Origin of the sequence: Pseudidiomarina planktonica (assembly GCF_900177775.1) — a bacterium.
GTDB lineage: Bacteria > Pseudomonadota > Gammaproteobacteria > Enterobacterales > Alteromonadaceae > Pseudidiomarina > Pseudidiomarina planktonica.
Genome location: NZ_FXWH01000003.1, coordinates 104,634 through 123,888 on the forward strand (window position 1 = coordinate 104,634; position 19,255 = coordinate 123,888).

A 19,255-nucleotide genomic window follows, 5' to 3' on the forward strand; every position below is an offset into this window, starting at 1 on the left:
ACCCGCTACTTACTCTTCGTTTTCAGTGCCTGACTAACCTGACTCATAAGTTGCTCTTTCCGATACGGCTTCGACAGTATTGGATAACGCGGTGTATCTTTGGTTTCACGTTCCACGATCTTGTCGGAAAAGCCGCTGGTTAACATAATATTTGCCGACGGGTAGCGCTTCGCAAATACATTCGCCACATCAACTCCTGATAGCTCTCCCGGCATCACAACATCAGTGAACAAGAAGTCAATTCGCTGTTGCGCTTCCATATGTTGCAGCGCTTTTTCTGCGTTCTCGGCTTCTAACACCTGAAAGCCTTCGGACTCAAAATAATTAACCGCTAACTGACGAATTGGCGCTTCATCTTCAACAACCAGAACTGTGAGTTGGGCTGGCATTGAAGTGTCTGCGGAGCTCACGGAGGGTGAATCAGTGGAAGCCGAATCAATCAGTGGCAAGTATAAACAGAAGGTAGTGCCTGAGCCTTTATCTGCGGCTGTTTCTGAGCATACCGAAATATGTCCGCCCGACTGTTTGATAAAGCCAAACACCATACTTAGTCCAAGACCGGTGCCGGAATTGTCTTCCCGACGCGAAAAGAAAGGTTCAAATATGCGTTCAATATCGTCGCTGGGTATGCCGTGACCATTGTCAGATACTTTTAACAGTAAGTAGCTTCCAGGCTCAACTTCTGGATGTAGCTCTAAATAACCTGCATCAAGCTCGGAAACGGATGCTTCAATGGTGAACTCCCCATTGGCGGGCATGGCGTGCTTAGAATTCGTAGCTAAATTCAGTAACGCATTTTCAAGTTGGGCGTGATCAATAAAAATACTTGGTAGATGCGGTTCTACCTTCACGATCAGTTCATTTTCTCTGCCAATAGCTGTCTTTAATAGTGGCGATAGATCATCGAGTATGGTTTCTATGTCTACCGAAGTGGGGTTCAGGGTTTGTCTGCGGGCAAAGGCTAGCAAGCTATTAGTCAGTGCTGCTCCGCGCTCTGAGGCCTGCACAATAGTTTCTGCCAACTGGCGCTGAGAGTCATCGGTGAGCGTTTCGCAAAGCATATCGGCGTTACCCATAACCACCGTTAGCAGGTTATTAAAGTCGTGCGCAATGCCGCCGGTCAAATGGCTGATAGACTCAAGCCGCTGGATTTGCTGAAGTTGCTGTTCCATATTGTGTTCACGGGTCACGTCGCGTTCCACTGCTACCCAATGGGTATACCAGCCATTTTTGTCGGCAATCGGAACTATATCCAGCTCTAACCAAATTTCGCGGCCGTCTTTGGTGTAATTTAAAACTTTGGCTCGTACTGACTTCCATTTCAGCAGCGCTGAACGTATTTTATCGAGTTCGGAGCTTTGCGTACCAGGCCCCTGCAGAATGCGTGGTGTTTTCCCTATAATTTCTTCGGCGGTGTAACCGGTTTTTCGTTCAAAGGCCTCATTCACAAATACCACGCGTGGGCCAGGTTCTTGCACAGGTTCTGCTTCGGTAATAATGATTATGTCGTTTAAGCGCGATACAGCGGTGCGCAGCAGTCTGAGCTGTTCTTGTTCAGCTCGTTGCTTGGTAATATCTGAGCAGGAACCATACCAGGCCTCAACCTCACCTTCCGTATTATATTTTGGTTTAGCCTGCGTCAGCATCCATACGTAGTTGCCTTGATAATCGCGAATACGGAACTCAACTAAATAGTGCTCGCCGGTAGCTACTGAGTGATCCCAGATTGCGAGTGATCGCTTGAGATCATCAGGGTGCAAGATACTCTTCCAGTGCTCCAGAATATAATCGGAGCTTTTGCCGGTTATGTTGATCAACTGAGAGCCTACATAGGCAATGGTGCCGTCCGGATTAGCGGTCCATACCATTACGGGCAAGGCGTCGGAAAGTTCCTTGAAGTATTCCTTTTGGGCTATTACCTGTAGATTTTTGGCTGCCGATTTCTCGGCCCTACTAATAATGTGTAGCAGCACATAAGTGGCACCGATGATAACAAAGGTGAGTGAGCGGTTGGCTAATACATACCAGGTATCTAAGTCGACATCGACTTCAGGGGAGATTAGATAGCCAAGCGAATTCAGTACCAGGGCGCAGCAGGTGACAATAATTACGGTGCGCATTCTGGCAATGGCACTGGCTAATAAAATAATGGGAATGTACAAGTACCCGTGGGCGAAGCCTAGCTGCGTTAAACTGTCAGTGACGAACACCACCAGCATCAGCACAATCAGCGTTATGGTGCTAATGACTCGTGTAGGCCTTACTACACCGAACATGGGTTGAAATAGGCGCCGGCTCATTTTGTTATCCTTGTTGAATTATTGTTTTTTTACTTCAACGAATAGGTGGATACTACGTGAGCTATGATTGTATTAACACTTATGTTTTAACGCTAGTTTCTGGGCTAATTGTTTTAGCACATGGGTTTCGCGGTGAATCGACAAGCCCATAGTAGCGGGAGCTGCCTGGAGTACTTGTTGGTTGTGGTTTATGGCGTCAGTTAGTTTCACCCATTGCGGGCGCATGCCATTGGCAATTTCGTAGTGCTCCATTTTGGTTGCTGTGGTTTCCAGAGCTACCTCGCATTGATACCAGTAAGACTTCTGGTACATGATGGGCCACTGCGGTTTCCAATACGGTTGGTATTCGCTCACCATACCAAAGGGCTTTGGCTCGCCCACAACCAACACGCCTGTTTCTTCCTGTAGCTCTCGCTTCAGCGCGGGGATCAGGCTTTCACCTTCATCGACACCGCCACCCGGAAAGCTAAAATCGTCATAGCGCTCGGTGTACAGGAGGAGTATTTCATCGTCACGCATTACGATGCCGCGCACCGCTTGCCGGTAAAGCTTCTCGCCTGATAAATCAGTTAACGAGGGATGAATTAAATCAGCAAGTAAACGCATCTTATTCTTCAGTTTTGCTTTTAGGCCAGAAGGTGATTGCGCGGCATTTTCGCACAATCATGCCTGCCGTCAAAACCATATTCTGGCGAAGAAGGTGACTTGGGTGTAGATTCAATAATACATAGGTCGCACTGTGAGTAGTGCCTGCGAATTGTTAAGGAGCGTTTTATGCCAGCAACAGGAAGTATTAATTACGTTGAAATACCCGCAAGGGATATGGATGCAACCAAGCATTTTTTTACTGATGCTTTTGGTTGGGAATTTATTGACTACGGCCCCGATTATGCGGCTATTCAAAAAGCTGGTCTTGATGGTGGTTTCTTCAAGTCAGACCAAGTAGCTACCACCAGTAATGGCAGCGTACTGGTAGTGCTTTATAGTAGCGAGCTGGAAATTACGCTGGAGCGGGTTAAGTCCGCTGGTGGAATTATAGTGCAGAATATTTTCTCGTTTCCTGGTGGGCGACGCTTTCACTTCGCTGACCCGAATGGCAACGAATTCGCCGTATGGTCAGAGCCGGAGGAGTCTTAACATGCACGTTCCGAGTCAGTTCAGGGAAGACGACACGCAAAAGCTGCAGCAGTACATTAACGACTACAGCTTTGGGTTGTTTATAGTTGCAGATGAGCAAGGGATTGAGGCTACGCATGTGCCGTTTTGTCTTTGTAGCAATGGCTCTGGCTCGCCCGGAGTTCTGCAGTGCCATTTAGCGCGTAGCAACCCGGTATGGAAACGCCTGCAGAACGGCGCAAATGTTTTGGCGGTGTTTCAGGGTCCTGACGCCTACGTGTCGCCTTCGTGGTATCCGTCGAAAGCTGAAACCGGCCGGGTGGTGCCCACCTGGAACTATCTGGCGGTGCATGCCGAGGGGCACGCGAACCTTATTGAGGATGCGACTTGGTTAAAGGAGCATTTGCATCAGCTAACCGACCGACACGAGTCGGGCAGGCAGCAGCCTTGGTCGGTTGATGATGCTCCCGCTGATTACACTGAGCGGTTAATTAAAGGAATTGTGGGTGTTGAAATAACCATTGAAAAACTGACCGGCAAATTAAAAGCCAGTCAGAACCAAACTGAGAGTAACCGCGCTGGTGTTAAACAAGGCCTGGCCGATGAAGGCGCTGCTATGGCAGAACTCATCAGTTAATGCGTACAAAAAAATAGTCGTCGATTTTTCGGTTGGCTGGGTTAGTATTTGACGCGTACTCTGCTTCTATGAGGCAACAGCGGATCATGTTATGCGTATTCAGAACCCCGAAAAAGTGAGTAGTTACTATCAGGCTTTGCTTAATCGCGACCAGTCCTATGTGGGTATTTTTTATGTAGGAGTAGTCACTACTGGTGTGTTCTGTATCTCATCGTGCCGGGCGCGTAAGCCGAAGCCAGAAAACGTAGAGTTTTACAGCACTTTTAAAGATGCGCTGAATGCCGGTTTCAGACCTTGTAAAATTTGTCGGCCTACCGAGAACGCCAACGAAGCGCCTGAGCCGGTTGCGGCGGCAATTGAGCTGGTGCGACAGAATCCTAAGCAAAAAATCTCCGACTACCAGTTGCAACAACAGGGGTTGAGTCCGGAACCCATTCGCCGTTGGTTTAAGCAGAATTACGGGATGACCTTTCAGGCGTTTCAGCGTATGTACCGTATTAATATTGCGTATCGGGAATTAACGCATGGGCAAACCGCAACCAATACCGCCTTTGACAGTGGCTATGAGTCACTCAGTGGCTTCGGGTATACCTTTAAAAAAGTGATGGGGCACTCACCCGCTAACTTCAGGGAGAACAATGGTATGGAAACAAATGTAATTGTAATTAACCGCTTTACTACCCCACTGGGGCCTATGTTTGTGGGTGCTACCGAGCAGGGCGTATGCTTACTTGAATTTGTTGACCGGCGTATGCTGGAAACCGAATTTAAAGATCTGCAGCGGCGTTTAAAAGCCAAAATAATTACCGGCGAGAACGACCACACCAAGCAAGCTATGCAACAACTGGACGAGTATTTTGCCGGAACCCGCAAAGAGTTCACGCTGGCATTGCACACACCAGGCACGGATTTCCAACAGCAAGTTTGGCAGGTGCTCGGTGACATACCCTACGGCGAAACCAGGAGTTATCAGGTACAGGCTGAAGCTATTGGTAACCCGAAAGCGGTACGGGCCGTTGCATCAGCGAACGGCTGTAATCGTGTGGCTATTGTTATTCCATGTCATCGGGTTATTGGTAAAAACGGCACCCTGACCGGCTACGGTGGTGGCTTAGAGCGCAAGCAATGGCTGTTAGATCATGAACGCCGGCACCTCGGCTAAATCTCTTTAAGTTACCGCGTTGCGCTGCTGCCAGCGTTCACTCAAATGCGCCTTAGATTCAATCACATCAGCGAGTGCCTGCACTGCCAGATACACATCGTGGAAGCTGTTGTATAAGGGCGCAAAGCCTACCCGCAGGTAATTAGGTGAGCGGAAATCTGCCACCACGTCGCGTTCAATAAGTGCCTGGCAAATCCCGTATGCATGCTCACTTTCATAACTGAGTTGACTGCCCCGCTGGTTTCGATCTTCTGGAGCTATCAGTGTTAGTTCGCTGGTGAGTTCAAACTGCACTACTAAGTCGTGAAAAAGTTCGCTTAGCTGCATCGACTTGAATCTCAGTTGCCCTAGATTCACATCTTTAAAGGCATCCAGTGCCGCATCCACTGCACTCATCGAAAGCACTGGCGGTGTGCCACCCAAAAACTGGCTAATACCCGGTGCCGGGCTGTAGTTAGGGGTAAATTCAAATGGATTCGCGTGACCCATCCAACCTACTAGCGGTTGCTGTAGCTTGGCATGGTGCCGCTCGGCCGCGTAAATAAAGGCAGGTGCGCCGGGGCCACCATTTAAATATTTATAAGTGCAGCCCACCGCAAAGTCGGCTTGCCAGGCATCTAAATCAACGGGCAATACGCCGGCACTATGCGCTAAATCAACAATAACCATAGCGCCAGCTGCGTGCGCTTTGGCTATTAGTGTTTCAACATCAAGTCGCCGACCGGTGCGAAAGTTTACTTCAGTAACTAGAACTACAGCAGTTGTGTCCGTAACTGCATCGGCTAGTTGCTGTTCTTTCTCCAATACCAGTTCGCAACGCTGCTGTCCTAGCAATTGCTGAAGACCCTGCACCATATATAAGTCGGTTGGAAAGTTGTCTGGTGTAGACAGCACCTGATTTTTCTGTGGCTGTTCTGTTTGCACCAGCGTAAGTGATGCGGCTAACGTCTTGAATAAGTTTACCGAAATAGAGTCGCAGCAAATAACCTGACCCGGTGCGGCACCAACTAATGGCGCAATTTTTTCACCAACACGCTGCGGTAAACCAATCCAGTTATGTTTATTCCAACTGGTAATAGCATCTTTTCCCCATTGGCGGTTCGTTACTTCGGCTACCCGAGCGTGGGTATCGTGGCTCATTAAACCCAGCGAGTTGCCATCCAGATAAACTTTTCCCGGCGGAATATAAAAGCGATCGCGGGCAAAGCCAATGGGGTCGTTGTTATCAAGCTCGAGCACGTTCTGTTTGGTTATCACTTGGCACTCTCCTGACTGGGCGCTGAGCTTTGTAAGCTCTGCCGCAGCGCTGTAATGATGTGGCGCCATGCAGGGGCGCCCGGATGAATCATATCAAAATGGCCAGCTTCGCGAATTTCGAGTGTGGTAGCTCCCGGAAGTTGTGCTTGCTGCAGCGGAACCACTGTGTCGTCTGTACCATGAATAAGCAAGGTCGCGGTGTCAGGTTCGGGCTGACTGGCAGGATTTGCCAGTTGATATGCGGCTTCTAGCTGCGCTGGTGTACCGCCCATAAATGCTTGTGCACCTTGCTCACAGCCGGAGTTGCCGGAAGCGTAACTAGCAAGATCAGTGATGGCTGCCAACCCGATAACCGTATCAATATCCACCGACGACTGCTGCGCGGCAAGCAACGCAAGGTGACCACCAGCTGAGTGTCCCATTAAGGTCACTTGATCTAAGTTGAGCTGTTGTTGTCCTAATGCGGTAAGTGCCGCATGAATGTCGTTTAATGATCCGGGCCAGCCACCGCCGGGTTCGCCGGCGCGCCGATATTCAATATTCCACACCGCAAAACCCTGATCCCGAAGGGCGGTGGCAAAGGCCTGACTGTGCTTTATATCGTAAGCGCTAAGCCAGCAGCCGCCATGAATAAAGGCTACTACCGGCGCATCTTTCGCTGCAGGCAGCCACAGTTCAGCATATTGTGAGGGCTCAGTGCCATAGTTAATGCGCTGGTTGGGCTGCGCTACCGGCAGCTGAGTGAGCGCCTGATAGGGCACCTGGGCCGCCACCGATTGGTACTCTATTGGTGCCCCGGTGGTAGTCTTTGGTGTGTTATTAACCGTGCAAGCGCTAAGTGTTGTAGCTATACAAGCTGCCGCTAGAAGAGAGTTTTTTTTCATGGGTGCGCTCAGTTACTGCATTTAAAGATAGCTAAGAATAGAATCTGTGTATCCTGCAATAAAGCGCAAGAATAATCTATACAACTTCTGTATATATCATGATTTTCTGTCATGCCCACAAGCTGTGGTAGCATTTACCCAAAGTATTTCTAACTATCACTTCGCTGGAGAAGACGATGTTTGCATTCCTGTTGTTTAGTTTCGTGCTCAGTGTGTTTGGCGTGATTGCGTATGTGAAAGTCCAGAATCTGGAAAAACGTTTGGACGAGTTGCAGCAAGAAAAACAAAAAATTGATAAGCCCGAGGACTAATAAGCAATGATAACTATTAGGCGCGCAACCTATGATGATGTGCCAGCGCTGCATGCTCTGGCAGAACGTTTCTTACTGAAAAACCTAAAAGATCCGGAAAATACTGGTTTTTTAATCTCCAACTTTTCGCCTGATATGTACAAGAACTATGTGGATACGGCAGAGTACTTCTGGGTGGCCGAAGAAGACGGCAAACTGGGAGGCTTCTTATTGGCTTACAAGAGCGAATCTATTAAGCCTGAGGAAGTGATTAACTCCTGCCTGCGTTATTCCGTGGTTCAGCCTTTCACCCTGATTAAGCAAATTTGCGGTAGTGGTGAGGTGCGCGGTGCGGCCTCCGCACTTTACGCGAAGTTATTTAAAGAAATGGATACGGATTTAGCTTTGGCGGCAGTGGTAAATGAACCGCTAAATACCAAGTCTATTGAGTATCATCGTAAAGTTGGTTTTTCCCATTTGTGGGATTTGCACCCACCGGCGGATTACGACGGAGTGACCCGGGCACGCTCAATCTGGTTCTATTCCAAAACTGACACGCGGCCTCAAACTCGTATGGCGCAAGTGAATCGTCATGAACTGGTGCAGCATTTAATTGAAAAAGAGCAAGGTACTGCCAGCCTGTACATGCACGAAGACAATTTAAACTGGACCAAACTGGGCATGCTGGTTAGCTTTATGACCGCTATTCTTACTGCCTTTGCGTTCTTGCTCGAGCGTGATGCAACCACCACCAATAACTGGATTGTGAGCGTGTTGGTGGTATTTGGCTTTGTGGTGAATATTATGTTTTGCCTGAAACTGAAGTCAGGTTTGAACTTTTTAAATCATCACAAAAAGAACCTGCGTCGCTTTGACGATGCTATTGCCGGCATGATGCCGTCGATTCCGCATTATCTGGATCAAAACACTGTAAAACAGTCGGTTACTGTGCGGGTAATGATTGCGCTGCCACTGTTTAGTTTAGGGCTCTGGAGTGTGTGTTCGGCATTGCTGATTAACAAATATTTCTTCAGTTTCTTGTAACTGATTAAAAACTAAAAAGAAATAATTTGTACAAAAATTAACCAATTGGTGGGCTTCCAAACTATACTTAATGTTAGGCATAAGTAGATCGTAAGGAGGTTACCATGCGATTGTTAGGTGTCTGTATTGCAACCCTGGTACTAGTTGGATGTTCTAACGGCTCGAACTATGCGGGAACGCAAAAGTACAAGTACGTTATCGACCACGACGAAGTGCAACAGGTAGAACGAGCGGCACGCCATTCAGTGCATAAGGTTGATGTATACTGGGTGAACCAGCCGCGCAAACGAGTGTTGATTGAAGAAGGTGTTAACAATCAACCATAGCTGGTTTGTAAGTTGATAAACCAAAGGAAAGTGCTCCGAACACTTTCCTTTTTATTTAGTCGGTTAGCTGCAGCGACGATCAATTTCTTGTTTCAGCGGCTTGCGCAAGCCCAGCATAAAGACTACTTCCGCAACCACAAATAAGGGCCCAATGGCCAGCCCCATAATATCGTCCACAAAGGCAGGCTTACGGCCTTCAAAATAGTGGCCAATGAATTGGAATACCCAACCTACGACAAACAGGCCGATGCCCCACATGAGCCATTCACCAGTGCTGAGCTGGGCAATTGCACTGCCTACGTTCAGACAGATCCACAATAACAGCGCCATCAATAAGCCCAGCGGAATATCCAGCCGCACGTAAAAAATAACAGCCACAATTACTAGAATGTTCGCTGGTGAAATACTCAGTCCGCTAATAACAAAATCAGGCCGTGATAACAGCGTAATAAGAGCCAGCACTATCATTGGAATACCCACCAGGTGGGTTAAAATATTCTTAAAGTTACGATGATATGCGGCATATTGGGCAAGATGATCGGTAATTGTTTTGTGAGCCATAGTGCTTTCCATTTTATGTTCTGGCGATTCTTTACAAACCGTTACTTTATTCAAGCTTGCTACGCTGTGGCGGCGGTGTCAATATGAAAACCAAAGCACGTACACCAGTCAATTGAGGAAAAAAATGATGCGCGAGCAACTAGAGCGCCGGGCTTTTATGGTGTTGCTGATTATTGTCAGCATACTGTTCTTGCTGATTCTGGAACCCTACTGGGGAGCTATTTTCTGGGCTTGTGCTATTGCTGTGATTTTTTATCCAGTACAAAGCTGGTTAACCCGAAAAATAGGCGATAAGCCGAACAGGGTCGCATTAATCACCTTGTTGCTGTGCATGATTATTGTGGTAATACCCGTATTGTTAATTGCCTCCACCTTTGTGAATGAAGGGGTGCAGCTCTACAAAGCTATTGATTCCGGTGACATTGACCCGAAGCAAATCATTACCCGCATGCAGGAAGCCTTTCCGACGGTTATTTCGTTGCTGGAACGTATGGGTATTGAAGTGGGTGATTTGCGCACGCGCATTTATGAGGGCGCTACCCAGGCAAGTAAGTATCTGGCCAGCGAAACTCTTAGCTTTGGTACCGGCACAGCCAGCTTCTTTATATCCTTGTCGCTGATGCTGTATCTGACGTTTTTCCTGTTGCGCGATGGTAACCGACTGATTGATCTTATGGTGAAAGCTCTACCATTGGGCGATGAGCGGGAACGTAAACTGTTTTCAAAGTTTGCCGAGGTAACTCGGGCTACGGTGAAAGGTAATCTGGTAGTGGCCATAGTACAGGGTACTTTGGGCGGTATTATTTTCTGGATTCTGGATATTCCCGCACCGCTATTATGGGGTGTGGTGATGTCGGCCTTGTCGCTTATTCCTGCCATAGGTGCGGCGCTGGTGTGGTTACCGGTCGCCATTTATTTATACGCGCTGGGTGACTGGGTTGAGGGCACAGTGCTAGTTGCTTACGGCGCCATTATTATTGGCCTGGCCGATAACATATTGCGGCCTTTGTTGGTTGGTCGTGATACCAAGCTGCCTGACTATATTGTGTTGTTTTCAACCATTGGTGGCCTGGCGCTAATGGGCATTAATGGCTTTGTTATTGGCCCCTTAATTGCTGCTTTATTTATTGTTTCCTGGGACATCTTTATGCGGGAGTTTAATGCGGACCCCGATAATAGAGATAGCGATAACTCCGGGAGTAACTAAGCCCGAGCCCGGCTTACGACTATAGTATGAGCTTAAGGTGCTGGAATATTGACCGATAACAATAGAGACTGACTAAGTTAACTCTTACTCACGGTAAACTATTGTTGGGCTCCCATGAAGCATACTAGGGTTGGATTTTTACTAATTACACTTGGGCTTGCACTGGTTTTGCAAGCCTTAACACTGTGGTTGCTGGAAACACCCTGGCTACAGCTATTGTGTAATCTGGTGATTGTGGCGGCAATAGTGCTACTGAACCAGTGGTACACAGCCCGCAATGATAATGCTGCTGAGGTGCAAACCAATGCTGGTGCTGCCGGGCAAGCAGACGCTAACAGCCGTTTGGCTGATGTGGCGAAAAATTCCGGTAGTAACGCCATTTCAACGGCTGAACTCAGCCATACCATTACCTCCCTGAACAAAGTTCTGCATAATTCCGTTGCCCGTTTAGGTAATGCGGTGCGTAATTCCAATACTGTTAGCGAACGTGCTCAGGACATTTACCAATTCAGCAGTGAGGTTGCTGCGGCAGGCGAGCAAACCCTGCAAATTAGTGTTACCGGGCAGCGTCAGGTGCAGCAGTTAACGGCAGAGATTGCTGAAATGGTAAAAGAAAGCCGTCGGGCCGCCACCACGGTTGCCGGTTTACGCGACAAGGCCGATCAAATTCTTAAAGTTACCGACGTTATTCGTTCCATTGCTGACCAAACCAACTTATTGGCACTAAATGCCGCCATTGAGTCGGCGCGAGCGGGTGAGCATGGGCGAGGTTTCGCAGTGGTGGCTGATGAAGTACGCTCACTAGCGGCGCGCACCTCTACCGCAACGGTTGAAGTTGGCGATTTGGTGGAAGCCATTCATCAGGAAACCACCAGTGCCGCCAGTATTATGGATTTGCTGTCGGAACAGGTTGAACGGCAATCCGCTACTACCGGCACCATGGTAACGCAATTGGGCGACATTGCCGGTCAGGCGGAAACCATGGAAGCGCAGCTGCGTAACATTGCCAGCAGCGTTGGTGACAATCAGCAGGACCTTGGTGAAAACGCCCAATTATTAACTGAGGTTGAAGCTGAGTTACTGAATCAGCAGCAGCAAATGGATACAGTGACTAGTCAGGCAACCGGACTTGAAGCTCAGGCGGAGCAGTTACTGGCGCTGTTGGTGGAGTCAGATGAGAATTCTCCGCACCGTCAAATTTACGATATTGCGCGGCATTCAGCGGATCGGGTAGAAGCTTTGTTAACTGCCGCCCTGCAAAGCGGTGAGTTAACCGAAGCACAGCTGTTTTCGAGAAATTACACAACGGTTGCCGGAGTAGAACCGAAGAAATTCGAAACGCCTTATACCGAGTTTTTCGATCGCGAATTACCCCGTATTCAGGAAGCAGCGGTAGAGCAAAATTCTCATGTGGTATTTGCTATTACCACCGACCCTAATGGTTATGTGGCACGCCACAATAATGCGTTTAATCAGCCGCTTACCGGTAATCAACAGCAAGATCTGGTGGGTAACCGTTCACGGCGTATGTTTGACGATAAAACTGGCCGCCGTTGTGGTTCGCATACACACAAACTGCTGTTACAAACCTATAAACGTGACACCGGCGAAGTCATGCATGACTTGTCGGTGCCCATTCATGTAAATGGTAAGCATTGGGGTGGCTTCCGTATTGGCTACCACCCTTTATAAGCCTTATTGTTAACTGTTCGATTTGCCGCTGACAAACTCAGGGTAGGCGGTAACTCCGCATTCGGTAACATCAGCCCCTTCATACTCAGCCTGTGCGCTAACGCGTATACCTATGGTTTTGCGTAATAACCACCACACCGCCAGGCTGGTAATAAATACCCAGGCAAAAATACAAAAGGCACCAAATAACTGAGTCCACAGGTTGGCTTCTGGGTTGCTAAGCGGAACCAGCAATAAACCGAACAGGCCGGCCACCCCATGCACCGAAATCGCACCTACCGGGTCATCAACGCGCAGGCGGTCTATGGTGATAATAGAAACCACTACCAATAAACCAGCGCCAACGCCAATTAACGCGGCTAACAGCGGTGAGGGTGAAGCTGGGTCGGCGGTAATAGCCACTAAACCAGCCAGGGCACCGTTTAAAATCATGGTCAGGTCGGCTTTGCCCCAAATTCGGTGGGTTAGAATAAGGCTACTAATGGCGCCACAGGCAGCCGCGGCGTTGGTGTTTACGAATACATCGGCAATGGCCAGAGCATTCTCAGTATCCGACAGTCGTAGCTGTGAGCCGCCGTTAAAGCCAAACCAGCCCATCCATAAAATAAGTGTACCTAAGGCGGCCAGTGGCATGTTGGCACCTGGAATAGCCTGAATAGAGCCGTCTTTGAAGTATTTGCCGTAGCGAGGTCCCAATAATAGTACGCCAGCCAAGGCTGCCGCTGCACCTGCCATGTGCACAATTCCCGAGCCGGCGAAATCCACGAAGCCCGCTTCACTAATAAAACCACCACCCCAGGTCCAGTAACCTTCAACCGGGTAAATAAAGCCCGTTAGCACTACTGCAAACACTAAAAAGCTAATGAGTTTCATGCGCTCGGCAACCGCGCCCGAAACAATAGACATTGCGGTGGCCACAAACACCACCTGGAAGAAAAAGTCGGCGGCCTTCGCATGAGTGGCATCGCTGGCGGTTTCACCATAGCCCAACGCCAAGCCCGGTAACCAACCACCTTCGGTATTGTTGGTGTACATAATGCCGTAGCCCACCAGCAAAAACAGGGTGCAGGCAATGGCGTACAAGGTAATGTTCTTAGTCAAAATTTCGGTGGTGTTTTTGGTGCGAACTAACCCCGCTTCAAGCATTGAAAAGCCCGCGGCCATCCACATAACTAACACGCCAGACAGCAGCAAATAAAAGGTATCCAGAGCAAAGCGCAACTCCGTTACTGTGGTACTTAGTTGAGTTGTTTCCATGGTAAGACTCCCTAAATTGCGTCATCGTCGACTTCGCCGGTGCGAATTCGAACCACGTGTTCCAGCGCTGTGACAAAAATTTTGCCATCACCAATATTGCCGGTGTGAGCGGTTTCGGTAATGGCTTCAACCACGCGCTCAACCAGGGCATCGCTGGTGGCGATTTCAATTTTCACCTTAGGTAAAAAATCAACCCGATACTCAGCCCCGCGATACAGCTCGGTGTGTCCTTTCTGTCGGCCGAAGCCGCGCACTTCAGTTACCGTTAGCCCCTGACAACCTATTTCAGCAAGGGCTTCACGAACGTCATCTAACTTAAAAGGTTTGATGAGTGCAGTGATTAGTTTCATGGTTTTTCTCCTGACCCGTGAAGCAACATGCCCGCGGCATGACGAGTAGACTCTTCAGTAATCGTGCCAAACAGGTAAGCTCATGATTTATATAGAATCGTGGTTTTGGGGTAGGTGATTTGTTGCATCATTGTTGAGCAATGGGGCTGTAGGTGCACCAAATTGGTGCGTAAATCCCAGCGCTAAAGCGCCTTTTTACTGGACAATTGCAGCACAAAAAATTATCGTTGTGAGCCTTCACAGACGAACAAAATGGGTGTGTAAATTAATGCAAAAAGGATGGCTTTTTCGAGTTACTGGCGGGCTAATGCTGCTGTTATTAGCAGGTTGTCAGAACATTCCTTTTTTATCTGATACAGAACCCAAACGCGCATCTTTAGATGAAGTGCTGTTGGAACAAGTACAGTTTTATCGTCCGTACGAAATTTATAATGCTGATTTTGAAGCACAACTGTTAGGTTCGGCGCGCGGCATTGACTGCCAGCAAGGCTGGAATGATGATGCACCTGAACAACGCAGTGCATTGCTGGCACTAAAGGCCGACGTACTAAATGCAGGTGGTAATGCGGTAGTGCTTACTCACTGCCAGACCGTTGAACTAAATCAGTGCAATGCTGCAATTCAGTGCGACGGTACTGGTTACGTGGTAGACGAAGAGCAACGCAAACAGCAGCAATCATCGAACTCACCATTGGATAAACCCGATATCTGGTTTTAAACGCCGACTTTTAGGGAGTAGTGGCTATGCGCACTGGTTCGCGTCCAACCGACCTGATTGGGCAAACTGATCTGTTACGAATTAACTCGTTATCGCAGCTTACCGGCTGCGATATCTTTTTGAAGTGCGAGTTTCAAAATCCGGGCGGGTCGATTAAAGATCGCGCCGCGCTGCAAATGGTGCAGGATGCCGTTAGTAGCGGAGCGCTGGAACGAGGCATGACTATTGTTGAAGGTACTGCCGGCAACACGGGTATCGGTCTGGCACTGGTGGCTAAGTCACTGGGTTTTAATATGTTGGCGGTAATGCCAAACGATCAGGCGCCTGAAAAAGAGCGCATGATTGCCTTGCATGGCGCAGAGCTTAGAACGGTAAACCCGGTGCCGTTTCGCGATGAAAATCATTTTTACCATACCGCCCGGAAAATGGCTGAACAACGCAGCGATTTTTGGTGGGCAAACCAATTTGAAAATACCAGTAACGCGCGCGCCCATGAGTTACAAACCGGCCCGGAAATTTGGGAACAAACCAAAGGCGCTATCGACATACTAGTGTCGGTAGCTGGCACGGGCGGCACTATTGCTGGCAATTCACGCTTCTTAAAGCAGCAAAAATCTGATTTACAGGTTTGGTTAACCGATCCTGACGGATCTGGTTTGTACAGCTATTTGCGCAATGGCGAATTTGTTGCAGCAGCTGGCGGCTCCATGACCGAAGGGATTGGCATTATGCGCCTGGTGGAAAACTTCAAGCAGGCGAAAGTGGATGCGGCGGTGAATTTGCCCGATCAAGATTTATTAGCCTTATCGCGCTACGTACGCGACCGTGATGGCATAGTTTTGGGCAGTAGCTCGGCGCTGAATGTGGCGGGTGCTTTGTGTGCTGCAGCGCAATCCGGACCCGGCAAAACCATAGTCACTTTTGCGTGTGACTTAGGCGAGCGTTCCAGTAGTAAATTGTACAATCCTGAGTACTTACGAAATCGCGGTTTGAGTATGGCTCTGGAACCTATCACCGAACTATTCGCGCGCTACAAAGATGCTGGCGATAGCATTTGGTGGAATGGTTAAGGCTCGGTAAAGATAACCTTTTGAGACTTGCACCTAGGTACCACTGTGGCAAACTGAATCTTTACATTTACGCTTGAAGGGGCAGCGATAATGCATCGCTTGTTGCAGACTCTTAGTATTTGCTTACTGTTGGTTTCGTCGGTAACTCTGGCGCAACAACCTACCAGCGATGAGCCGCAAACGGTAGAAGCGCAGTTTGGCTATGACGTTGCGCGTCAGGCGAAAGAGCGCGCTGAGCGTGAGTCTGAGACCACCTCCGAACAAGCATCTGAACAAGAGTCTGAAAGCGCCTCAACAGAAAAGCCTGAGGTTGTCGAAAACGACACCATTATAGGCGAACCTTTCGGGCCACCCATACCCGCAGCCAAACCTATTAAAATAGCTCATCGTGGCGCACCAGCCTATGTTCCCGAGCACACAGCTGAAGGTGTGGCTATGGCGCATGCCTTCAACGTTGATTTCATTGAGCAAGACGTGGTGCTAACCCGCGATAGTATTCCGGTGGTGTTGCACGATATTCGCCTGGACCATATTAGTAACGTGGCGAAAGTGTTCCCACAACGAACGCGTCCCGATGGTCACTTTTATGTGATGGATTTTAGCCTGGACGAGCTCAGACAACTGCGGCTGAACGAACGGGTAGTGTTCCGCAAACCGGAACAGCCTAAGGCTGAAGAGGAAGCCGAGTCAGAAGCCGCCGAATCAGAAATAGATAGTACTGAAACTGCGGGCTCTGCAGAGCAATTGCAGTCGATGGAAGAGTCAGTTGAGCAAATTGCTAAAGACGAAGCTAAGCAGCGTAAACACCACTACGCTAATAAAATTGCAGAGCCTAAATACCCAGAGCGATTTCCAGTGCAACAAGGCCGCTTTGGTATTATGACTCTGGCTGAGCAGTTGGATCTTATTCACGGATTGAACCAGTCGCGTGGAAAAGACACTGGTGTTTATATTGAGTTGAAATCCAGTCGTTGGCACCAACAGCAGGGCTACGACTTAATGGCCCAGGTTATGACAGTGCTGGCCCGGCATGGCTACGATGATGACCCCATGCCAACCCGCATTTTCTTGCAAAGCTTTGATCCTGAAGACTTACGCCGCTGGCATCGTGAATTTAGAACGCGCGCTACCATGGTGCAACTGATTGGTGAGAATAGCTGGAATGAGGCTAGTGTTGATTATTCGAGTATGCGTACTTCAGCCGGTTTAGAGGCGACTGCAAATCAGGCCCACGCCATTGGCGTGTGGGTTCCGCATGTTATTTCAGGGGTAGACGACGAAGGTAATCCGCGGTACACGGATTTGGTGAAAAACGCACACAAAGCCGGACTGAAGGTGCACGTGTATACGCTACGAGCCGACGACTTGCCTGACTTTGCTCCTGACTATGAAACGCTGCGTACCTGGTTATTGGATGCGGGTATTGATGGTTATTTTACCGACGCGCCTGATCTTTAAACGGGTGTTGATGGGCTTAACGGGCGGCGCATGCGATAGCCGTCGGTGCCATCGTCATAATACTGTACCAATACATCAACTACGGCAAAATCTAGCTGCTCGTATAGCGCAATAGCTCCGCGGTTATCACTTTTCACTTCCAGTGACATGGATTGTGCCTGCATAGTGCGGGCATACTCAATAATGTGTTCCATTAATGCTTTGGCTATACCTTGCCCGCGCGCTTCAGGCGCCATAGCTATGGAGTAAAGGCGCCAGTTAGTGCTGTTGCTGCGGGTTAGCAATAAACTATAGCCCAGCAGGGTTTGTTGATTGGTAACCAGATGAATATGTGCACTTTTACTGGTTAGCAAGCGCTGAAAGCTGCGCTTGCCAATGCGGCTGTAATCAAAACACTTAGCTTCCAGTTCGGTTAGCAAGCCGGCATCAGCCGGCGTACCCAACCGAATTTCCCAGTCGACCTTACTTTTCATCAAGGCGGCGCGCAAAGTCGTTCATAATAATGCGGTACAGCTCATCACCTAGCAGCAAATCTTCAACGCCCGCATCAATCGACGGATTATCGTTAATCTCAATAATCACCGGCCCTTTGTCGGTTACTTTCATATCCACGCCGTACAAGCCATCGCCAATTAAACGGGTAGCTTGCAGTGCGGTTTTCACCACTTCTTTTGGCACCTGATGTACGCCAACGGTTTCAAAACCACCGGTTTTGGCACGACTGGTTTCACTGCCGTGATTGTAAATCTGCCAGTGGTTGCGGGCCATGTAGTATTTACAGGCGTAAATAGGACGGTTATTCAAAATACCGATACGCCAGTCAAAGTCGGTTGGCACAAATTCTTGCGCCAACAAAATAGTCGAGGTGCTGAATAGCTTCTCGGCTACTTCCTGCAGTTCGGTTTCGTTTTCGGCTTTTTCCACACCGATAGAGAAAGACCCATCTGGAATCTTCAGCACTACCGGATAGCCCATACGCTCACCAATAGCGGCGTAGTCAATTTTTTGCTGACTTAACAACAGCTCAGTGCGTGGCGTTGGAATCTCGTGCTTATCTAACAGCTCTTTCAAAAACACTTTGTTGGCACACTGCAAAATCGAGTTCGGTGCATCAATAACCACCATGCCGTTGGCTTCGGCTTTTTTCGAAAAACGATAGGTGTAGTGATTTATTCGCGTGGTTTCACGAATGAACAGCGCATCAAACTCCAACAACCGGTTAAAGTCGGCAGAGGTAATGAGTTCAGCTTCGATGTCAGCTTCTTTGGCAGCCTTCAAAAACTTGGCCAGCGCTTTTTTATCGCTGGTTGGAATTGGCTCATCCGGGTCATGCAATATCGCCAAATCATAGCGGTACTCTTTGCGGGTACGCGCCTTGCGCCATACGCGCTTGCTGAAGTTGTCCAAAGACTCACCAAAGAAGGTCTGCTGCTCGTCATTGAGTTCGTTCATGGCGCCGGATTCTAGTTTATTGATAAACCAACGGCCCTGATACGAGAACTCTACCCATAAAATAGGGCAAGGGTAACGCTCGAATATTTGGCGGGCAAAGCCGGCCAGTTGTGGCTGCTGCGCCATACCAAAGCAAAGCAGTATACGCACTGATTCCGATTGCGGCTTGTCAGCTAAAAACTTAGTTAGCTGTTTGTCCGTATTAGTCAGTAATAACTGGTAATGCGAGAAGTTGGCTAAGTCGTTAATAGTGGAAACCGATGGTATTACTCGCTGGCCACGAGCTTCAGCCAGCAGACTCACATAATAACCGGTCGACAAATAACTTAAGTCGCCGCACAAGTTTAAGATATGCGAGCGGGTGCGGCTGGATTGTTGCAGCAAGTATTCATCGGTCGTGACCGTTGACTGTGTAGGATAATAGGGTTGCCAGTCAGTAATATCGTCAAGAATTACGAGCGCTGAATTTTGCAT

At 48.7% G+C, this 19,255-nt stretch carries 20 protein-coding genes; 11 read left to right on the forward strand and 9 right to left on the reverse strand.

The window, feature by feature from the left end; all coding sequences use genetic code 11:
• Nucleotides 1-5: 5 nt before the first annotated feature.
• Entirely contained in the window at nucleotides 6-2,300 is a 2,295-nt protein-coding gene (locus CCE91_RS10660; RefSeq protein ID WP_086435282.1) for a hybrid sensor histidine kinase/response regulator, read from the reverse strand.
• 72 nt (nucleotides 2,301-2,372) lie between these two features.
• Nucleotides 2,373-2,906, reverse strand: coding sequence for an NUDIX domain-containing protein (locus CCE91_RS10665; protein ID WP_086435283.1), 534 nt, complete (start codon nucleotides 2,904-2,906; stop codon nucleotides 2,373-2,375).
• 168 nt (nucleotides 2,907-3,074) lie between these two features.
• Here CCE91_RS10665 and CCE91_RS10670 point away from each other — a divergent pair, with 168 nt between their 5' ends.
• The 3 genes from CCE91_RS10670 to CCE91_RS10680 all read left to right on the forward strand — a co-directional run bounded on the left by CCE91_RS10670 (nucleotide 3,075) and on the right by CCE91_RS10680 (nucleotide 5,215).
• The gene (locus CCE91_RS10670; RefSeq protein ID WP_086435284.1) at nucleotides 3,075-3,437 is read left to right on the forward strand and encodes a VOC family protein; all 363 of its coding nucleotides are present in this window, start codon (nucleotides 3,075-3,077) and stop codon (nucleotides 3,435-3,437) included.
• Nucleotide 3,438: 1 nt separating this feature from the next.
• Nucleotides 3,439-4,053: an FMN-binding negative transcriptional regulator gene (locus CCE91_RS10675; protein ID WP_086435285.1), complete on the forward strand. Its 615-nt coding sequence runs from the start codon at nucleotides 3,439-3,441 to the stop codon at nucleotides 4,051-4,053.
• Between the two features lie 91 nt (nucleotides 4,054-4,144).
• Nucleotides 4,145-5,215, forward strand: a complete 1,071-nt coding sequence (locus CCE91_RS10680; protein ID WP_086435286.1) for a bifunctional transcriptional activator/DNA repair enzyme AdaA — start codon at nucleotides 4,145-4,147, stop codon at nucleotides 5,213-5,215.
• Nucleotides 5,216-5,221: 6 nt separating this feature from the next.
• Here the strand turns inward: CCE91_RS10680 and kynU are convergent, their stop codons facing one another.
• Nucleotides 5,222-6,469: a kynureninase gene (kynU, locus tag CCE91_RS10685; protein WP_086435462.1), complete on the reverse strand. Its 1,248-nt coding sequence runs from the start codon at nucleotides 6,467-6,469 to the stop codon at nucleotides 5,222-5,224.
• Nucleotides 6,469-7,245 (reverse strand): alpha/beta hydrolase, encoded by a 777-nt coding sequence (locus tag CCE91_RS10690; protein WP_157984168.1) that lies wholly within the window; start codon nucleotides 7,243-7,245, stop codon nucleotides 6,469-6,471. The genes kynU and CCE91_RS10690 overlap by 1 nt, the downstream gene beginning before the upstream one ends.
• Before the next feature lie 287 nt (nucleotides 7,246-7,532).
• On the opposite strand from CCE91_RS10690, the gene CCE91_RS12360 reads away from it, so the two are divergent.
• The 3 genes from CCE91_RS12360 to CCE91_RS10700 all read left to right on the forward strand — a co-directional run bounded on the left by CCE91_RS12360 (nucleotide 7,533) and on the right by CCE91_RS10700 (nucleotide 9,016).
• Complete coding sequence (locus tag CCE91_RS12360) at nucleotides 7,533-7,667, forward strand: hypothetical protein (RefSeq protein WP_268802172.1); 135 nt, start codon at nucleotides 7,533-7,535, stop codon at nucleotides 7,665-7,667.
• A 6-nt stretch (nucleotides 7,668-7,673) separates the two neighbouring features.
• Nucleotides 7,674-8,690 (forward strand): GNAT family N-acetyltransferase, encoded by a 1,017-nt coding sequence (locus tag CCE91_RS10695; protein WP_086435288.1) that lies wholly within the window; start codon nucleotides 7,674-7,676, stop codon nucleotides 8,688-8,690.
• Between the two features lie 104 nt (nucleotides 8,691-8,794).
• The gene (locus tag CCE91_RS10700) at nucleotides 8,795-9,016 is read left to right on the forward strand and encodes a hypothetical protein (protein ID WP_086435289.1); all 222 of its coding nucleotides are present in this window, start codon (nucleotides 8,795-8,797) and stop codon (nucleotides 9,014-9,016) included.
• Nucleotides 9,017-9,079: 63 nt separating this feature from the next.
• Here the strand turns inward: CCE91_RS10700 and CCE91_RS10705 are convergent, their stop codons facing one another.
• Nucleotides 9,080-9,577, reverse strand: coding sequence for an Mpo1 family 2-hydroxy fatty acid dioxygenase (locus CCE91_RS10705; protein WP_086435290.1), 498 nt, complete (start codon nucleotides 9,575-9,577; stop codon nucleotides 9,080-9,082).
• A 124-nt stretch (nucleotides 9,578-9,701) separates the two neighbouring features.
• On the opposite strand from CCE91_RS10705, the gene CCE91_RS10710 reads away from it, so the two are divergent.
• Together CCE91_RS10710 and CCE91_RS10715 are read left to right on the forward strand one after the other, a co-directional pair.
• Complete coding sequence (locus CCE91_RS10710; RefSeq protein ID WP_234996326.1) at nucleotides 9,702-10,784, forward strand: AI-2E family transporter; 1,083 nt, start codon at nucleotides 9,702-9,704, stop codon at nucleotides 10,782-10,784.
• Nucleotides 10,785-10,952: 168 nt separating this feature from the next.
• Nucleotides 10,953-12,476 carry a methyl-accepting chemotaxis protein gene (locus tag CCE91_RS10715; protein WP_234996327.1) on the forward strand — a complete coding sequence of 508 codons (1,524 nt, stop codon included), beginning with the start codon at nucleotides 10,953-10,955 and terminating at the stop codon, nucleotides 12,474-12,476.
• 9 nt (nucleotides 12,477-12,485) lie between these two features.
• Here the strand turns inward: CCE91_RS10715 and CCE91_RS10720 are convergent, their stop codons facing one another.
• Nucleotides 12,486-13,733 carry an ammonium transporter gene (locus tag CCE91_RS10720; RefSeq protein ID WP_086435293.1) on the reverse strand — a complete coding sequence of 416 codons (1,248 nt, stop codon included), beginning with the start codon at nucleotides 13,731-13,733 and terminating at the stop codon, nucleotides 12,486-12,488.
• A gap of 11 nt (nucleotides 13,734-13,744) precedes the next feature.
• Entirely contained in the window at nucleotides 13,745-14,083 is a 339-nt protein-coding gene (locus tag CCE91_RS10725) for a P-II family nitrogen regulator (protein ID WP_086435294.1), read from the reverse strand.
• A 307-nt stretch (nucleotides 14,084-14,390) separates the two neighbouring features.
• On the opposite strand from CCE91_RS10725, the gene CCE91_RS10730 reads away from it, so the two are divergent.
• The 3 genes from CCE91_RS10730 to CCE91_RS10740 all read left to right on the forward strand — a co-directional run bounded on the left by CCE91_RS10730 (nucleotide 14,391) and on the right by CCE91_RS10740 (nucleotide 17,329).
• Entirely contained in the window at nucleotides 14,391-14,801 is a 411-nt protein-coding gene (locus CCE91_RS10730; RefSeq protein ID WP_086435295.1) for a hypothetical protein, read from the forward strand.
• A gap of 26 nt (nucleotides 14,802-14,827) precedes the next feature.
• Nucleotides 14,828-15,871, forward strand: a complete 1,044-nt coding sequence (locus CCE91_RS10735; protein WP_086435296.1) for a cysteine synthase A — start codon at nucleotides 14,828-14,830, stop codon at nucleotides 15,869-15,871.
• Nucleotides 15,872-15,961: 90 nt separating this feature from the next.
• Nucleotides 15,962-17,329, forward strand: coding sequence for a glycerophosphodiester phosphodiesterase family protein (locus CCE91_RS10740; RefSeq protein WP_086435297.1), 1,368 nt, complete (start codon nucleotides 15,962-15,964; stop codon nucleotides 17,327-17,329).
• On the opposite strand, the gene CCE91_RS10745 is transcribed toward CCE91_RS10740, so the two are convergent.
• Entirely contained in the window at nucleotides 17,326-17,802 is a 477-nt protein-coding gene (locus tag CCE91_RS10745; protein ID WP_086435298.1) for a GNAT family N-acetyltransferase, read from the reverse strand. The two genes, CCE91_RS10740 and CCE91_RS10745, sit on opposite strands and share 4 nt — an antisense overlap.
• The gene (locus CCE91_RS10750; RefSeq protein ID WP_086435299.1) at nucleotides 17,792-19,255 is read right to left on the reverse strand and encodes a RimK family protein; all 1,464 of its coding nucleotides are present in this window, start codon (nucleotides 19,253-19,255) and stop codon (nucleotides 17,792-17,794) included. Before CCE91_RS10750 ends, CCE91_RS10745 begins: the two co-directional genes overlap by 11 nt.

What these genes read in the sequence shown, in the direction of transcription:
- CCE91_RS10710 (WP_234996326.1), top strand. Translation starts at nt 9,702, where the DNA reads ATGATGCGCGAGCAACTAGAGCGCCGGGCTTTTATGGTGTTGCTGATT.
- CCE91_RS10745 (WP_086435298.1), bottom strand. Translation starts at nt 17,802, where the DNA reads ATGAAAAGTAAGGTCGACTGGGAAATTCGGTTGGGTACGCCGGCTGAT.
- CCE91_RS10705 (WP_086435290.1), bottom strand. Translation starts at nt 9,577, where the DNA reads ATGGCTCACAAAACAATTACCGATCATCTTGCCCAATATGCCGCATAT.
- CCE91_RS10675 (WP_086435285.1), top strand. Translation starts at nt 3,439, where the DNA reads ATGCACGTTCCGAGTCAGTTCAGGGAAGACGACACGCAAAAGCTGCAG.
- CCE91_RS10750 (WP_086435299.1), bottom strand. Translation starts at nt 19,255, where the DNA reads ATGCAAAATTCAGCGCTCGTAATTCTTGACGATATTACTGACTGGCAA.
- CCE91_RS10735 (WP_086435296.1), top strand. Translation starts at nt 14,828, where the DNA reads ATGCGCACTGGTTCGCGTCCAACCGACCTGATTGGGCAAACTGATCTG.
- CCE91_RS10695 (WP_086435288.1), top strand. Translation starts at nt 7,674, where the DNA reads ATGATAACTATTAGGCGCGCAACCTATGATGATGTGCCAGCGCTGCAT.
- CCE91_RS10725 (WP_086435294.1), bottom strand. Translation starts at nt 14,083, where the DNA reads ATGAAACTAATCACTGCACTCATCAAACCTTTTAAGTTAGATGACGTT.
- CCE91_RS10740 (WP_086435297.1), top strand. Translation starts at nt 15,962, where the DNA reads ATGCATCGCTTGTTGCAGACTCTTAGTATTTGCTTACTGTTGGTTTCG.
- CCE91_RS10665 (WP_086435283.1), bottom strand. Translation starts at nt 2,906, where the DNA reads ATGCGTTTACTTGCTGATTTAATTCATCCCTCGTTAACTGATTTATCA.
- CCE91_RS10700 (WP_086435289.1), top strand. Translation starts at nt 8,795, where the DNA reads ATGCGATTGTTAGGTGTCTGTATTGCAACCCTGGTACTAGTTGGATGT.
- CCE91_RS10670 (WP_086435284.1), top strand. Translation starts at nt 3,075, where the DNA reads ATGCCAGCAACAGGAAGTATTAATTACGTTGAAATACCCGCAAGGGAT.
- CCE91_RS10730 (WP_086435295.1), top strand. Translation starts at nt 14,391, where the DNA reads ATGCTGCTGTTATTAGCAGGTTGTCAGAACATTCCTTTTTTATCTGAT.
- CCE91_RS10660 (WP_086435282.1), bottom strand. Translation starts at nt 2,300, where the DNA reads ATGAGCCGGCGCCTATTTCAACCCATGTTCGGTGTAGTAAGGCCTACA.
- CCE91_RS12360 (WP_268802172.1), top strand. Translation starts at nt 7,533, where the DNA reads ATGTTTGCATTCCTGTTGTTTAGTTTCGTGCTCAGTGTGTTTGGCGTG.
- CCE91_RS10680 (WP_086435286.1), top strand. Translation starts at nt 4,145, where the DNA reads ATGCGTATTCAGAACCCCGAAAAAGTGAGTAGTTACTATCAGGCTTTG.
- CCE91_RS10720 (WP_086435293.1), bottom strand. Translation starts at nt 13,733, where the DNA reads ATGGAAACAACTCAACTAAGTACCACAGTAACGGAGTTGCGCTTTGCT.